Genomic DNA, 15,631 nt, shown 5'->3' with positions numbered 1-15,631 from the left:
GCCACGTTCCTCTTATAAACCCCCCGGCAGCTCCGTGGCAACTCACTCCGCACCGCAAAAAGTCCCTTTCTGGCGTTATCGCCTGCCATATACGGGCAAAGTAGACATAATTTGATCTTCAAGATCACGCAAAGAGAGGTGGTCCCGCACCCCTCGCCAGGGGACGGGACCACCTCGACCAGGTGTTTCAGCGGTTCACTTCAGGCCGAAGGCCTTGATGATCTCCTGGTCCACGGCGAGCCCGCCGGGGCCCTCTGCGTGGGCCTTGAGCGAGACGGAGCCCGCCCGCTTCGGCGTCCTGAACTCCGCCGTCCACTCCCCTGCCGAGCCCTTGCGCAGCTCCACCTCGTTCCAGGTGGCGCCCTCGTCGTAGCTGACCGACAGCGAGGCCTTCGCCGCCTTCACGGCACCGTCCAGCCACGCCTGGGTGCCGGCGGTCAGGCCGACCTCGGTCTTCTTGCCGGCCTTCACGTCGCCCGCCAGGTCCGTCTCGACGTCGTAGTCGAGCTGGAGCAGCGGGATGTCGGCCTGCCCGGCGCCCTCGGGCAGGGCGCCCGAGACGAAGTCCCACGCGGTGCTGGTGCGCGTCGAGGTCTTCCAGGTGGCCTCGTCCCGCTCCGAGTCGATGACCAGACGGTAGGGCAGCTCCTCACCCGACAGGTCCCAGGCGTAACCAGCACGGCCCGCGCCCTTCTTGACCAGGGTGTCGCCCTGGTAGAAGGCGTACGACGTGGTGTCGTACTCGTCCGCGGGCATCGAGCCGGAGTGGCCCTCGCCCGAGTCCGTCCACGGGGTGATGTTGAACTGGATGTCGTTGTACGACGTGCGGAACGGCCCCCAGTAGGCCGTGCCGAGACGGGGCCCCGTGACCGGCGCGAACCAGTCCGCGCGATAGGTCCGGCCCGCCGTGTGGTCGAGTTCGGCGCTGCGCATCTCGTGCGCCCGGTCGGAGGCGTCGGCGTTGAGCACCGAGTGGTTCTCGTACCAGTAGGACTCACCGGGGAGCGGGGTGACCCACTCCGTACGGGTACCCGGGAACTGCTCGTACTCCTCGAAGCCGAGGCCCGGGCCGTAGTCCGGGATGTCGTAGCGGTAGCCGGCGCCGAGCGTCGCCTTGTGGCCGTAGAAGGTGTTCTCCACCTTCGCGAGCTGCCGGGTCGACGGGGTGAAGGCCAGCGAACGGTCCGGGACCGCGCCGTCGTGACGGTCCACCAGGTCGTAGAGGTAGGAAGCGAACTTCCTCTGGTCGACCGACAGCTTCTTGCCGCGCTGCGCCGCCTTGATCAGCGTCCCGCCCGCGATCTCCCGCACCGAGGCGACCGGGATGGTGGTCTCCTCGCCGTAGGGCGCGTAGCTCTCCATGGCGACACCCCGGCCGTCGTTGACGACGAAGAGCGCCTTCGCGCCCGCCGCGAGCGCGTTGGCCAGCCGTTCGGCGGGCGGGACGGCGTCGCTGCGGGTGACGACGACGGCCTTGCCCTTGACGCTGCGGCCCTTGTAGCCGGCCGCGGCTCCGTCGCCGGCGTAGACGCCGGTGAGCTTCTGCTCGCTGTCCTCGGCGACGGCCGAGCCGTTCTGCACGGTGACGGGGATGTCGTGGCCGTCGGCCGTCAGGTCGAGCAGTTCCTCGCCCTGGCGCCAGCGGGTGAGGAAGCTGAAGCCGCCCTCGGTGACCTTCTTCGTGGGGCTTGCCCACAGCTGGTCGTAGGTCAGCGGGATCTGGAAGGCGTCACGCTGGACGACGCCGTCGGGCGAGGTGCGGGCCATGTCGTAGCGCAGCTGCCGCGTCTCGGTCTCCTTCGGGGTGCGCACGCTGACCTTGCGGGCCTCGGACGCGTCGAGGGTGACGGTCGTGGCCTTGTCGAGGACCGTCTCGGGCGCGGCGAGGAAGGCGACGGCCTTCGAGTCGGCGCGGTCCCCGTCGATGTCCGCGGAGGTCCAGGCGGTGTAGTTGCCCGGAGGCAGCCGCAGGGTCGTCTCACCGGAGACCGGGACGACGTCCAGCTGCGGGTCGCCGAGCGCGGCGAAGACGACCTGGCCGTCCATCGGCTCGCCCGAACGGTCGCGCAGGCGGAAGGTCAGGTCGTACAGCTCCTGCTCCTTCTGGAGCGCGAAGCCGGTGTGGGCGACGGTCGCACCGGAGGCGTCGGTGGCGACGACCTGGCCGGAGAAGCGGGTGTCGTTCGCGACCTTCGAGGGATCGAGCGACAGGACGACCTCGGCGGTGGAGCCCGCCGGGACGGTCACCTCGGAGGCCGAGAGGGTGTAGGCCTCGGCGTCCGTGTCGGTGGCCAGGCCGAGGGTGACGTCCGCGTCACCGGTGTTGCGGTAGGTGATGGTGCGCTGCGCGACCTCGTCGTCCGCGCCGTGCGGCCAGCTGTAGGCGGCGACGGGGACGGAACCGGTGGCCTCGATCGTGGTGTCGACGGCGGCCTCGATGTCGAGCCGTCCGGTGCCCTGCTCGTACGGCGTGTAGCCGGTCAGCTCGGCGGAGGAGCTCATCAGGGCGTTCTTGACGCGCTCGCCGGACCAGTCCGGGTGACGCTGCTTCAGGATGGCGGCGGCGCCCGCGACGTGCGGGGTGGCCATCGACGTCCCGTCCATGGACTGGTACATGCCCTCGATGCCGGGCACCGACTGGGAAGCGGCGGCGTTGATGCCCACGCCGGGCGCGGACAGGTCCGGCTTCAGGCCGTAGGAGCGGACGAGCGGGCCCATGGAGGAGAAGTCGGCGCGGTTGTCGCTCTTGTCGACGGCGGCGACGGTGAGCGCGCTCGCGGCGGAACCGGGCGACCCGATGGTGCCCGCGCCGTACGCGTTGCCCGCGGCGATCACGAACAGCGGGCCGCCGTCGGCGGACAGCGCGTTGACGGCCTGTGCCATCGGGTCGGTGCCGTCGTCGGGGATGCTGGATCCCAGGCTCATGGAGACGACGTCGGCGCCTTCTGCCTTCGCCCACTCCATGGCCTCGATGATGCCGGAGTCGGCGCCGGACCCCTCGTCGCTCAGGACCTTGCCGACGATCAGGTCGGCGCCCGGGGCGACGCCCTTGTTGACCCCGTCGGAGGCCGCCCCCGAACCCGCGATGGTGGAGGCGACGTGGGTGCCGTGGCCGTTCCTGTCGACGACCTCCTCACCGGGGATGAAGCTCCTGGACCGCCTGACGCGGTCCTTGACGTCCGGATGCGTCGCGTCGATCCCGGTGTCGAGTACGGCGACCGTGGTGCCCTTGCCGTCGTATCCGGCGGCCCAGGCCTGCGGGGCGTTGACCTGCGGCACCGAGTCCTTGAGCGCCGCCTCCGCCTTGCCGTCGAGCCACAGCTTGGTGATGCCGTCCTTCAGCGAACGGCTTTTCGCCGTCCGGGAGATGTCGCTCCAGAAGGCGCGGGCGTCGCCCTTGTCGGTCTTCAGGGCGGCGCCGTTCACCGACTCGAGCCGGCGGACCGTCTCGCTGCCGCGTGGTGCTGCGGGCAGCGAACGCGCCGTGCCCGCGGGGTAGGTGGCGATCAGCGGGATGCCGCCGGAGCGCGCGTCGTCGTAACCCATCCCGACGAGCGTCGAGATGTTGAACAGCCGGCGGTCGAGCTTGTCGGCGGCGATGAGGGCACTCGCCTCGTCGGGGATGACGAAGACGTCCTCCCCGGCCTGCCGCACGTGCACGCCGCCCTGCGCGCCGTCGGGGCGGTCGACGGTGACGGTGTCCTGGCCGCCCGCGCCGTCCGTGTAGTGGACGACGTCGCCGGTGACCAGCGTGATGTCGTAGTCGCGGACCCCGGACCCGGGACGGTGGTCCTCGGCGGTCGACGGCTTCGGGGCGGCGGTGGCGGAACCCGCTGCGGGAAGCATGACGCCGCTCACCAGGGCGACCGAGGTCGCTATGAGCAGAGCCCTGCGTCCCGCGCGAGCGGGTCTCGCCCGGCCGGAAACGGAGGAGAGGGAAAATGTCATGCAGCTGATCTACCGGTAAATCCGGGGCTGCGGACGGCTCCACCCCTGGCGTGAAACCGCCGTGGCGGCAACCCGCCCGCCGTGATCAGCCGCCGATGGTCGGGATCAGGCCACCGAGGCCAGCGGGGTGGTGCTCTCGTGGTGGATCGGGGTGCGGGCGCCCTTCAGCGGCAGGCCGCTGCCGCCCCGCCGCACCGCGACGATCTCGGCGGCGATGGACAGGGCTGTCTCCTCCGGCGTACGGGCTCCGAGGTCCAGCCCGATCGGCGAGTGGAGCGCGGCAAGCCGGCGCTCGCTGACGCCGGCCTCGCGCAGCCGCTCGTTGCGCTCCAGGTGGGTGCGGCGCGAGCCCATCGCGCCGACGTACGCGACCGGCAGCCGCAACGCCAGCTCCAGCAGCGGGATGTCGAACTTGGCATCGTGCGTGAGGACGCAGAGCACGGTGCGCGCGTCCACCTCGGTGGTGGCCAGATAGCGGTGCGGCCAGTCGACGACGATCTCGTCGGCGTCCGGGAAGCGGGCGGCCGTGGCGAAGACGGGGCGGGCGTCGCAGACGGTGACGCGGTACCCGAGGAAGCGCCCGGCCCGCACCAGGGCGGCGGCGAAGTCGATGGCCCCGAAGACGATCATCCGGGGCGGCGGAACGCTCGATTCGACGAGCAGGGTGAGGGGGCTGCCGCAGCGGGACCCCTCGGCGCCGATGACGAGCTCTCCCGTACGGCCCGCGTCGAGCATCGCGCGGGCCTCGGCGCCGGCCGTACGGTCCAGTTCGGGATGCCCGCCGAGCCCGCCCTCCCGGCTGCCGTCGGAGTGGACGAGCAGGGGGCGGCCGAGGAGGTCGTCCGGCCCCTCGGTGACGCGGGCGACCGCGGCCGCCCGGCCCTGTGCCGCGGCGGCGAACGCGGCGGCGAACACCGGGCGCGCGGGGTCGTCCGCGCGCACCGGCGTCACCAGGATGTCGATGATCCCGCCGCAGGTCAGGCCGACCGCGAACGCGTCGTCGTCGCTGTAGCCGAAGCGCTCGCGCACGGTGGTGCCGTCCTGCAGCGCCTGTCGGCACAGCTCGTACACCGCGCCCTCCACACACCCGCCGGAGACCGATCCGATGGCCGTGCCGTCGCTGTCCACGGCGAGGGCGGCACCCGGCTGCCGGGGCGCGCTGCCGCCGACGGCCACCACGGTGGCGACGGCGAACGCGCGTCCCTGCCCGACCCACCGGTGCAGCTCTTCGGCGATGTCCAGCATGGCGTGTCTCCTTCTGACGGATGTGCGGAGGGCGGGGCGGGTCAGCTGACGCCCAGCCAGCTCTCGATGGGGTGCAGGGCGAAGTACACGATGAAGACCAGCGTCAGGACCCACATGAAGACGCCGACCTCGCGGGCCCTGCCCTGGGCGAGCTTGATGGCGGAGTACGAGATGACGCCCGCCGCGACACCGGTGGTGATGGTGTACGTGAACGGCATCAGGACGACGGTGAGGAAGACCGGGACGGCCACCGAGCGGTCGGACCAGTCCACGTGCCGGGCGTTCTGCATCATCATGGCGCCGATGACGACCAGGGCGGCGGCGGCCACCTCGGCCGGCACGATCGCCGTGAGGGGGGTGAAGAAGAGGCAGGCCGCGAAGAAGAGCCCCGTGACGACGGAGGCGAGACCGGTACGGGCGCCCTCGCCGACCCCGGTCGCCGACTCGACGAACACGGTCTGGCCGGAGCCTCCGGCGACACCGCCGATCGCCCCGCCCGCGCCGTCGATGAACAGCGCCTTGGAGAGACCGGGCATCCGGCCCTTGTCGTCGGCGAGGTTCGCCTCCGTGCCGACCCCGATGATGGTGGCCATGGCGTCGAAGAAGCCCGCCAGGACGAGAGTGAAGACGATCATGCCGACCGTCAGCACCCCGACGTCACCCCAGCCGCCGAACTCGACGTCGCCGAGGAGCGAGAAGTCCGGTGAGGAGACGGCACTGCCGCTCAGCTCGGGCGGGCCGCTGCTCCAGGCCTTGGGGTCGATGTCACCGACCGCGTTGACGACGATCGCGATGACGGTTCCGACGACGATGCCGATGAGGATCGCCCCGGGGATGTTCCGGGCCTGCAGCATGAAGATGAGCAGCAGGGTGAGGGCGAAGATGAGCACCGGCCACCCGGTGAGCGCTCCGGTGGGGCCGAGCGACAGCGGGGTCGCCACTCCCTGGTGGACGAACCCGGCCTTGACCAGGCCGATGAGCGCGATGAAGAGACCGATCCCGATGGTGATGCCGTGCTTCAGGGCGAGCGGGATGGCGTTCATGATCATCTCGCGGAGTCCGGTGACCACCAGCAGGCAGATGATCACCCCGTAGATCACACACATGCCCATGGCCTGCGGCCAGGTCATGGCCGGCGCGACCTGCGAGGCGAGCACACCGGAGACGCTCAGTCCGGCCGCGAGCGCGAGGGGGACCTTGCCGACGAAGCCCATCAGCAGGGTGGTGGCCGCCGCCGCGAGCGCGGTGGCGGTGATCAGCCCGGACTGGCCGAGCAGCTGGCCGTCGACGTCCTTGCCGCCCAGGATGAGCGGATTGAGGAGGAGGATGTACGCCATGGCCATGAAGGTCGTGACGCCGCCGCGCACCTCGCGCGCGACGGTCGATCCCCGTTCGGATATGTGGAAGTACCGGTCGAGCCAGGACCGTCCGGCGGGGACACGCGAGCCGGGGCCCGCGTCCTCCGCGCTCGTCCTGGGTTCCACGGACTGCTGGGTCATGTTGCCTGACTCCCAAGGTTCACAGGGGCACCCGCGTGGAGCTCTGGAGACTGCGGGATTTGGGATGACTGCGAGGCGCACGACCCGGGGGACGGCCCGAGACGAACTCTTCGTGCAGATGGAGCGGTGGCGCGGTGGTGCGGTGGCTCCGGACAGTGCGCGGCGCGGGGAAGTGTGACGTTCACGGCAGGCACGCACCGCCCGGAGGGTCTTGAGGAGCCGTCAGCTGCCGGTGATGTGCTCGGGGCGCACCGGCGTCCTGTTCAGCTCCAGTCCCGTCGCGTTCCGGATCGCCGCGAGGACGGCCGGGGTGGACGAGAGGGTCGGGGCCTCACCGACGCCCCGCAGCCCGTACGGGGCGTGGTCGTCGGCGAGTTCGAGCACGTCGACCGGGATGGTCGGGGTGTCGAGGATGGTGGGGATCAGGTAGTCGGTGAAGGAGGGGTTGCGCACCTTCGCGGTCTTCGGGTCGACGATGATCTCCTCCATGACGGCGACACCCAGCCCCTGGGTGGTGCCGCCCTGGATCTGGCCGACGACCGACAGCGGGTTGAGCGCCTTGCCGACGTCCTGCGCGCACGCGAGCTCGATGACCTTGACCAGGCCGAGTTCGGTGTCGACCTCCACGACAGCGCGGTGCGCGGCGAAGGAGTACTGGACATGGCCGTTGCCCTGTCCGGTGCGCAGGTCGAAGGGTTCGGTGGGCCGGTGGCGCCACTCCAGCTCGACGTCGACCGCCTCGTCCTCCAGCACGTCGGCCAGTGAGGCGAGCACCTCGCCGCCGTCGGTGACGACCTTGCCGCCTTCGAGGAGGAGTTCGGCGGTGGCCCAGGCGGGGTGGTACGTGCCGAACTTGCGGCGGCCGATCTCCAGGACCTGTTCCCGGACGGCCTCGCAGGAGTTCTTCACCGCGCCGCCGGTGACGTACGTCTGCCGTGAGGCGGAGGTGGAGCCGGCCGAGCCGACCTGGGTGTCCGCCGGGTGGATGGTCACCTGGTTGACGCCCAGTTCGGTACGGGCGATCTGGGCGTGGACGGTGACCCCTCCCTGCCCGACCTCGGCCATCGCGGTGTGCACGGTGGCGACCGGTTCGCCGTTGATGACCTCCATCCGCACCCGGGCGGTGGAGTAGTCGTCGAAGCCCTCGGAGAAGCCGACGTTCTTCAGCCCCACGGCGTAACCGACGCCGCGCACCACGCCCTCGCCGTGGGTCGTGTTGGACAGCCCGCCGGGCAGGGCTCGTACGTCGACGGAGCTGCCGTCCGCGTCGGCCGAGAGCCACTGCTGCTCGGGCGGCAGGGGCCTCGCCTTCACGCGGCGGAGCAGTTCGGCGACCGGAGCCGGCGAGTCGACGCGCTGGCCGGTGGGGAGCAGGGTGCCCTGCTCCATGGCGTTCAGCTGCCGCAGCTCGACCGGGTCCATCTCCAGTGCGGCGGCCAGCTTGTCCATCTGCGCCTCGTAGGCGAAGCAGGCCTGGACGGCGCCGAAGCCGCGCATGGCGCCGCAGGGAGGGTTGTTGGAGTAGAGGGCGATCGCCTCGATGTCGACGTCCTCGATGACGTACGGTCCGACCGCGAGCGAGGAGGCGTTGCCGACGACGGCCGGGGAGGCGGAGGCGTAGGCGCCGCCGTCCAGCACGATCCGGCACTTCATGTGGGTGAGCTTGCCGTCCTTGGTGGCCCCGTGCTCGTAGTGGAGCTTCGCGGGGTGGCGGTGGACGTGGCCGAAGAAGGACTCGAAGCGGTTGTAGACCATCTTGACGGGCTTGCCGGTGCGCAGCGCAAGCAGGCAGGCGTGGATCTGCATCGACAGGTCCTCGCGTCCGCCGAAGGCGCCGCCGACGCCGGAGAGCGTCATGCGGACCTTGTCCTCGGGGAGGCCGAGGACGGGAGCGATCTGCTTGAGGTCGGAGTGCAGCCACTGGGTGGCGACGTACAGCTCGACGCCGCCGTCCTCGGACGGCACGGCGAGGCCGGACTCCGGGCCGAGGAAGGCCTGGTCCTGCATGCCGAAGACGTAGTCGCCGGTGACGATCACGTCGGCCCGCGCGGCGGCCGCGTCCGCGTCACCGCGGACGATGGGCTGGCGGTGGACGATGTTGGGGTGCGGGACGTGCCCGATGTGGTGGTCCTCGCGGCCCTCGTGGACCAGGATCGCGCCGGGGGCGGTCGCGGACGCCTCGTCCGTGATCACGGGGAGTTCGGCGTAGTCGATCCTGATCTTGGCGGCGGCGCGGCGCGCGGTCTCGGGGTGGTCGGCTGCGACGAGCGCCACGGGTTCGCCGTGGTGGCGGACCTTGCCGTGGGCGAGCACGGGGGTGTCCTGGATCTCCAGCCCGTAGTTCTTCATCGCCGCGGGCAGGTCGTCGTAGGTGAGGACGGCGTACACACCGGGGGTGGCGACGGCCTCACCGATGTCGATGGAGCGGATCTCGGCGTGCGCGACGGTGGAGCGGAGCGTGTGGCCCCACAGCATGTCCTCGTGCCACATGTCGGAGGAGTACGCGAACTCTCCGGTGACCTTGAGCGTGCCGTCGGGGCGCAGGGTGGACTCGCCGACGCCGCCCCGGGTCTCGGAGCCCTGGGTGATCCTGGTGGGGGTGCCGGCCGGTACGGACGCGGCTCGTGGGTGCAGCGTCATGGCTATCGGACCGCCTCTTCCTGACGGGCGGCCGCGAGGCGGACCGCGTCGAGGATCTTCTCGTAACCGGTGCATCGGCAGAGGTTCCCGGAGAGCGCCTCGCGGATGTCCTGGTCGGACGGCGAGGGCTGATTCTCCAGCAGCTCGTCGGCGGCGACCAGCAGACCGGGGGTGCAGAAGCCGCACTGCACGGCGCCCGCGTCGATGAACGCCTGCTGGACCGGGGAGAGTTCCTCCGCCTCGGCGCTCTGTCCGTCGGTGGGCCTGGCCTGCCAGCGCCGGGCGGCGTCCAGTGAGGTGCCGCAGCTGCCGGCGGCGCAGCCGGCGCCGGGGTGGGCGTCGTCGCGGTGCCTGGCGTAGTCCGCCAGACCCTCGACGGTGACGACCTCGCGGCCCTCGGCCTGGCCGGCGGCGACGAGACAGGAACAGACCGGCACACCGTCGAGGCGCACCGTGCACGAGCCGCACTCGCCCTGCTCGCAGGCGTTCTTGGAGCCGGGGAGGCCCATGCGCTCGCGCAGGACGTACAGGAGGGACTCGCCCTCCCAGACGTCGTCGGCTTCCTGCTTCCGGCCGTTGACCGTGAAATTCACTCGCATGGTTAAGCAGCTCCTTCGAGGGTGCGTCCCGCTCCGCGGTACTGCTCCCAGGTCCAGCCCAGCGTGCGGCGGGCCATGATGCCGACGGCGTGCCTGCGGTAGGCGGCGGTGCCCCGTACGTCGTCGATGGGGTTGCAGGCGCCGGCGGCGAGCTGGGCGAACTGCTTGGCCACGGATGGGGTGATGATCTTCCCGCTCTCCCAGAACCCGCCCTCCTCCAGCGCGGCGTTCAGGAACGCCTCCGCCTCCTTCGCCCGGACCGGGGTCGGGGCGGCGGAGCCGATGCCGGTGCGCACGGTGCGGGTCTCCGGGTGCAGCGCGAGACCGAAGGCGCAGACGGCGATGACCATCGCGTTGCGGGTGCCGACCTTGGAGTACTGCTGCGGGCCGTCGGCCTTCTTGATGTGCACGGCCCGGATCAGCTCGTCCGGGGCGAGGGCGTTGCGCTTGACGCCGGTGTAGAAGTCGTCGATCGGGATCATCCGCGTCCCCCGTACGGACGCGGCCTCGACCTCGGCGCCCGCGGCGAGCAGCGCCGGGTGGGCGTCGCCGGCGGGTGAGGCGGTGCCCAGGTTGCCGCCGACGCCGCCGCGGTTGCGGATCTGCGGCGAGGCGACGGTGTGCGAGGCGAGGGCGAGACCGGGCAGCTCGGCCCTCAGGTGGTCCATGACGGCGCTGTACGGCACGGAGGCGCCGAGGCGTACGGCGTCGGGGCCCACCTGCCACTCGGACAGCTCACCGATGCGGTTGAGGTCCATGAGGTACTCGGGCCGCCGGTGGTCGAAGTTGATCTCGACCATCACGTCGGTGCCACCCGCGATGGGCACAGCCGTCGGGTGCTCGGCCTTGGCGGCGAGCGCCTCCTCCCAGCTGGCGGGGCGAAGGAAGTCCATGAGTGGCTCTCTTCTTCTCAATCGGGTCGTTCGGCTGGGCTGGGGACGGCCGGCCCTGGAAAGGTCGTTCATGTGTTGTTCACGCGGTGTGTGGCCCAGTACACAAGCCTTGCTCCACTCGGTGCAGTCACCGAAACCATGAAGGAATTGGCTGGCCCCCGTCCCGGTCTTGTAGATTCGAACGAATGGCGGGTACCGGTAACCTCACCGCAATTCACAGGTGACCCTCCGCCCTCCCCCGCACCAACGAAGAGATCGGCGGCAATCGACGATGCGGCTGCGCGCACTGCTGGACACCGAGGGACTGGGCCTGCGGCTGCTCGGCGGCGAGGACGAGCTGGACCGTTCGGTCCGGGGCGTCATGACGACGGACCTGCGCGACCCCAGCCGCTATCTCTCCGGCGGTGAGCTGGTCCTGACGGGTCTGGCGTGGCGCCGGGACGCGTCGGACACGGAACCGTTCGTACGGATCCTGGCGAACGCGGGTGTGGCCGGCCTGGCCGCGGGTGAGGCGGAGCTCGGGGCCGTCCCCGACGATCTGGTCGAGGCGTGTCTGCGGCACCGGCTCCCGATCTTCGCGGTCGACGAGACCGTTGCGTTCGCGACGATCACCGAGTATGTGGTGCGCCAGGTCTCCGGCGAGCGTGCCGGTGACCTCGCCGCGGTCGTCGACCGTCATCGCAGGCTCATGACATCCGGACCCGCCGGCGGCGGCCCCGAGGTGGTCCTCGACCTGCTCACCTCCGACCTGGACCTTCATGCCTGGGTCCTGTCACCGACGGGCCGGCAGATCGCCGGGGCCGGTGAGCCGCTGCCCCCGCGCGTCGGCGCGGAGCTGGCGGGCCGGCATCTCGCGGCGACCCGCACCGGGCGCCCGGGGCCGCACCGTGCCGAGGTGGACGGCACCGCCTACTCGCTGTTCCCGATCCGGAACACCGGCCGGGGAGCTCTGCCCGTACCGTCCCGCGACGTGCGCGAGTCCGTGCTCTCGGAGTGGCTGCTGGCCGTGGCGGCGGACTCCGGCGACTGGCCCGCGGCCCGCCTGGACCTGCTCCAGGGCGTCACCCAGCTGATCGCCGTCGAGCGGGACCGCCGCGATGCCGCCCGCGCGGTACGCCGCAGACTCGCCCAGGAGGTTTTGGAGCTGGTCCAGACGGGCGCCGCCCCGGCCGAGATCGCGGCCAGGCTTCGGGTGGCCGCCCCGGTCCTGCTGCCGGGCCTCGGCACGGCGCCGCACTGGCAGGTCGTGGTGGCCCGGGTCGAGTGGTCGGCCGAGGGCACGGGCATGGGCGGCGGTCAGGCCGCGCAGGCCCTGCTGGAGGAGATCCTGGTCGACCCGGCGGTGACGGGCCCCGACTCGGCGGACCGGATCGCCGTCGCGCACACCGGCGAGGAGGCCATCGCCCTCGTACCGCTGACCGCTCTCCCCCCGGCGGGGACCGACGGGACCGACGCGGCCGGGGGCTCCGAGGACCCGGAGCACCACGACACCGCGCTCCACGCCGACGCCCTGCTCGACGCCGTCCGCGGGCCGCTCTCGGCCGGCCTCGCGGACGACGGGCGCCTGACACTGGGTGTCAGCGCCGCCGTGCACTCCGCCGAGGGGCTGCGCGGAGCGCTGGAGGAGGCGCGGCACGCCCGCCGGGTCGCCGCGGCACGGCCGGGCCCGGTCTGCGCGGCAGGCCATCACGAGCTGGCCTCGCACGTCCTGTTGCTGCCCTTCGTCCCGGACGACGTGCGCCGCGCCTTCACCGCCCGGCTCCTCGACCCGCTGCGCGACTACGACCGGCGGCACCGCGCGGAGCTGATGGAGACGCTGGAGGCCTTCCTGGACTGCGACGGGTCCTGGACCCGCTGCGCGGCCCGGCTGCACCTGCACGTCAACACACTGCGCTACCGCGTCGGACGCATCGAGCAGTTGACGGGGCGTGACCTTTCGCGCCTGGAGGACAAGCTCGACTTCTTCCTCGCCCTGCGTATGAGCTGACTTCGCGGGCGTATCACCGCCCTCCCCGGCTCCGGGCGATTGTGAAAACTTTCACCTGACATTGATCCCACCCCTTGGCCCGGCGTGCCATTCCGTGCTGAGATGCGCGCAGACCCTGGCCGACCCCGGCGCTCGCCGGCCGGCCTCCACAGCTCGATGGCGCGCTCGGGGAGGGCAATGTGGCGCATACCGCCATGTCTGGTTCCGGAACGACCGCAGATGACGATCCGCCGCTCCAGACCGCGGTATGGCGGCTGCGCTCACGAGCCTGCTGGACGGACGCGGCCGCGCTGCTCGAACCCCGGGCGGCCACCGACCCCGCGGCAGCCCTCCAGCGGACCTCGCTGCTGACGGAGCGGTGCCTCTACACAGGCGTCGGATGGACGGACGCCGAGGACGCGCTGCGCACCGCCGAGGCGCTCGCCCAGGACGACGCCGAGCGCGGGGCGGCCGCCTGCGAGCGCGGCTATCTCGCCTACGCCTCGACCCTGCTCGGGGCACGTGACCGGGCCGACGAGGCCAGCGTGGCGCTCAGCAGAGCCGCGGCCCTGCTCTCCCCCTCGGCCGCCGGCCGCCCCCTGCTGGACTTCCGCCGGGGCCTGATCGCCCAGAACATCGCCGATTCCCCCCAGTCCGCCCGCGCCGCCTACCGCAGGGCGCACGCCGGTGCCACGGCCCGGGGCGACGAACTCCTGCTCTCCTTCACGTGGCGGCACCTCGCCTCGCTCGCCCTGGGCGAGGGAGAGCTGGCGGAGGCGCGGCACGGCTTCGCGGAGTCGCTGCGGATAAGGGAGGAGCTGGGCTACCTGGTGGGCACGGCACCGGCGCTCATCTCCCTCGCGGACGCCGAGCCGGAGCCCGAGGCGGCGGCCCGGCTGCGCGCCGAGGCGGGCCGGCTGTTCCGGCTGCTCGGCGGCGTACCGACCTGGCTCGCGCCCCGGCTGGAGCCGCCGTCCCCGGAGACCGTCGAGGCGAACTGAGCGCCGCCCCTTCCCGGCCGTCCGCGCCGCTTCGGCCGTCCGCGCCGTCTCAGACGTCCGCGCGGTTGAAGTGTTCACGTACGAGGGACTGCACCACCGTGATGTCCCGCGCGATGAGCGCGTCCAGCAGCGCGGTGTGCTCCGAGGCGTCGGCGAGCAGGTCGGCCCTGCGGCCCGCGGGGCTGTTGACCAGGGGCCACTGGGACCGGCGGTGCAGCTCGTCGGCGACCGCGACGAGCTGCTGGTTGCCCGACAGGGCGAGCACGGCGCCGTGGAAGGCACGGTCGCTCTCCGCGTACGCCGCGCGGTCACCGACGGCGGCCGCCGCGACCGTGGCGTCGGCCAGCGGCCGCAGCGCGCACCAGCCGGAGGCGGGCACGGCGCGGGCGAGCCGCAGCATGACGGGCACCTCGATCAGGGCGCGCACCTCGGCGAGCTCCGCCAGCTCGCGGGGGCCCCGCTCGCTGACCCGGAAGCCGCGGTTCGGGACGACCTCGACGGCGCCCTCGACGGCCAGCTGCTGCATCGCCTCGCGCACCGGGGTCGCGGACACGCCGAAACGAGCGCCGAGCGCCGGGGCCGAGTAGACCTCCCCGGGGACCAGCTCCCCGCCGACGAGCGCGGCGCGCAGGGCGTCCAGGATCTGGCCGCGCACGGAGTGCCGCTGGACCACGCGGGGCGTGGGCGGCTCGCTGTGGGTGTGCTCGCCTCGCGCCTGCTCGGGCACGCGCACGTCCTGCGGGGTGCCCGCGGACACGTACGGCCGCGCGTTCTCACGCGCTCTGCCCTGCTCCACCGGACCCTCCTCGCACTGGCGGGCCGACTCGCGTGCGTCCGGCCCCTTGTGCACGATAGGCGGAGCGGGCCTCAGTTCAAACACCGATCAGTTCGGGTAAGGTAAGGCTTACCTGCAAAAAGATCGTGATTCGGTGGTCCCTGAATGACCGTGCCCGCTCTGCTCGCCGCCACCGCCCCGTCCCCGTTGACGGCGGCGTACGAACGTCTGGCCGAGGTCTTCCCGGGACTGCGTGCCGAGGTGCTCGCCGACGGAGTCGCGACCCCCTCGGACAACGGCTGGGTCGGCGCCTGGGAGCTCGCGGCGGGCGGCGCCGCACTGGACGCCTTCCTGGCCTGGGACGAGGCGCAGGTGCTGCGGGACTACGGCACCCCGGCCCGCCCCGACGTGATCGCGAGCTTCGGACTCCACCGCTACGCCTGGCCGGCCTGCCTCCTGGTGACGCTGCCGTGGTTCACGCACCGCCGGGTGCCGAGGATTCCCGTAGGTGACGTCTCCTTCCACCGGGGCCTGGGTCATCTGACCCTGCGCGTGAGCGAGTTCGCCTGCCTGCCCGACGACCCGGCGGCAGGACTGCCCGGCGCCCGGGTCGTTCCCGACGAGGCGGCGCTCCGGGCCGAGGTCCTCGACTCCGTGGCCCAGCATCTCGGCCCCGTGCTGGACGGCTTCCGGCCGCGCATGCGGCGCGGGAAGCGGGCCCTGTGGGGCATGGCGACCGACGAGATCGTCGAAGGCCTCTGGTACATCGCCCATCTGCTCGGCGAGGAGAGCCGGGCGATGGAGGAGCTGGAGCTGTTGCTGCCGGGCACGACCAAGCCGTACGTGGGCACGGCCGGCTTCCGTGAACTGACCGGCCCGGACGGCGAATCACTGCCGACGCGCGACCGCGCCAGCTGCTGCCTCTTCTACACACTGCGGCCCGAGGACACGTGCGTGACCTGTCCGCGCACCTGCGACGCCGACCGTGTCCGGAAACTCACCCCCGCGACCTGAACCACGAGGCCTCTCGCATCACACGGGCGAGCGACTGGAATTCGAATACAA

Annotated in this window: 10 protein-coding genes; 3 read left to right on the top strand and 7 right to left on the bottom strand. The window is 71.9% G+C overall.

Going from position 1 to position 15,631, the window contains the following annotated elements; genetic code table 11:
• Positions 1-195: 195 nt before the first annotated feature.
• The 6 genes from ACZ32T_RS11545 to ACZ32T_RS11520 all read right to left on the bottom strand — a co-directional run bounded on the left by ACZ32T_RS11545 (position 196) and on the right by ACZ32T_RS11520 (position 10,824).
• Entirely contained in the window at positions 196-3,846 is a 3,651-nt protein-coding gene (locus ACZ32T_RS11545; RefSeq protein ID WP_467366982.1) for a S8 family serine peptidase, read from the bottom strand.
• A gap of 207 nt (positions 3,847-4,053) precedes the next feature.
• Positions 4,054-5,193, bottom strand: coding sequence for an XdhC family protein (locus ACZ32T_RS11540; protein ID WP_467366484.1), 1,140 nt, complete (start codon positions 5,191-5,193; stop codon positions 4,054-4,056).
• Positions 5,194-5,234: 41 nt separating this feature from the next.
• Positions 5,235-6,692, bottom strand: coding sequence for an NCS2 family permease (locus ACZ32T_RS11535; RefSeq protein ID WP_467263938.1), 1,458 nt, complete (start codon positions 6,690-6,692; stop codon positions 5,235-5,237).
• A gap of 222 nt (positions 6,693-6,914) precedes the next feature.
• On the bottom strand, positions 6,915-9,332 hold the full coding sequence (locus ACZ32T_RS11530) for a xanthine dehydrogenase family protein molybdopterin-binding subunit (protein WP_467263936.1): 2,418 nt from the start codon (positions 9,330-9,332) through the stop codon (positions 6,915-6,917).
• A 2-nt stretch (positions 9,333-9,334) separates the two neighbouring features.
• On the bottom strand, positions 9,335-9,931 hold the full coding sequence (locus tag ACZ32T_RS11525) for a (2Fe-2S)-binding protein (RefSeq protein ID WP_467263935.1): 597 nt from the start codon (positions 9,929-9,931) through the stop codon (positions 9,335-9,337).
• A 2-nt stretch (positions 9,932-9,933) separates the two neighbouring features.
• Complete coding sequence (locus ACZ32T_RS11520; RefSeq protein WP_104784529.1) at positions 9,934-10,824, bottom strand: FAD binding domain-containing protein; 891 nt, start codon at positions 10,822-10,824, stop codon at positions 9,934-9,936.
• Between the two features lie 271 nt (positions 10,825-11,095).
• Here ACZ32T_RS11520 and ACZ32T_RS11515 point away from each other — a divergent pair, with 271 nt between their 5' ends.
• Both ACZ32T_RS11515 and ACZ32T_RS11510 read left to right on the top strand, forming a co-directional pair.
• Positions 11,096-12,811, top strand: coding sequence for a PucR family transcriptional regulator (locus ACZ32T_RS11515; RefSeq protein ID WP_467366479.1), 1,716 nt, complete (start codon positions 11,096-11,098; stop codon positions 12,809-12,811).
• A gap of 194 nt (positions 12,812-13,005) precedes the next feature.
• A complete protein-coding gene (locus tag ACZ32T_RS11510) occupies positions 13,006-13,791 on the top strand; it encodes a hypothetical protein (protein ID WP_467263929.1) in 786 nt (261 codons plus the stop codon).
• A 49-nt stretch (positions 13,792-13,840) separates the two neighbouring features.
• Here the strand turns inward: ACZ32T_RS11510 and ACZ32T_RS11505 are convergent, their stop codons facing one another.
• Positions 13,841-14,587, bottom strand: a complete 747-nt coding sequence (locus ACZ32T_RS11505; RefSeq protein ID WP_467366477.1) for a GntR family transcriptional regulator — start codon at positions 14,585-14,587, stop codon at positions 13,841-13,843.
• 144 nt (positions 14,588-14,731) lie between these two features.
• On the opposite strand from ACZ32T_RS11505, the gene ACZ32T_RS11500 reads away from it, so the two are divergent.
• Complete coding sequence (locus tag ACZ32T_RS11500; protein WP_467366475.1) at positions 14,732-15,580, top strand: (2Fe-2S)-binding protein; 849 nt, start codon at positions 14,732-14,734, stop codon at positions 15,578-15,580.
• The last annotated feature ends 51 nt before the right edge of the window (positions 15,581-15,631 follow it).

It is taken from the genome of Streptomyces sp. NPDC023573 (assembly GCF_055559735.1).
This window is presented reverse-complemented; position numbering and strand designations above follow the sequence as displayed.

Bases quoted from the DNA above. Each gene is read 5' to 3' on its own strand.
- ACZ32T_RS11545 (WP_467366982.1), bottom strand. From the start codon at position 3,846: ATGCTTCCCGCAGCGGGTTCCGCCACCGCCGCCCCGAAGCCGTCGACC.
- ACZ32T_RS11540 (WP_467366484.1), bottom strand. From the start codon at position 5,193: ATGCTGGACATCGCCGAAGAGCTGCACCGGTGGGTCGGGCAGGGACGC.
- ACZ32T_RS11535 (WP_467263938.1), bottom strand. From the start codon at position 6,692: ATGACCCAGCAGTCCGTGGAACCCAGGACGAGCGCGGAGGACGCGGGC.
- ACZ32T_RS11530 (WP_467263936.1), bottom strand. From the start codon at position 9,332: ATGACGCTGCACCCACGAGCCGCGTCCGTACCGGCCGGCACCCCCACC.
- ACZ32T_RS11525 (WP_467263935.1), bottom strand. From the start codon at position 9,931: ATGCGAGTGAATTTCACGGTCAACGGCCGGAAGCAGGAAGCCGACGAC.
- ACZ32T_RS11520 (WP_104784529.1), bottom strand. From the start codon at position 10,824: ATGGACTTCCTTCGCCCCGCCAGCTGGGAGGAGGCGCTCGCCGCCAAG.
- ACZ32T_RS11515 (WP_467366479.1), top strand. From the start codon at position 11,096: ATGCGGCTGCGCGCACTGCTGGACACCGAGGGACTGGGCCTGCGGCTG.
- ACZ32T_RS11510 (WP_467263929.1), top strand. From the start codon at position 13,006: ATGTCTGGTTCCGGAACGACCGCAGATGACGATCCGCCGCTCCAGACC.
- ACZ32T_RS11500 (WP_467366475.1), top strand. From the start codon at position 14,732: ATGACCGTGCCCGCTCTGCTCGCCGCCACCGCCCCGTCCCCGTTGACG.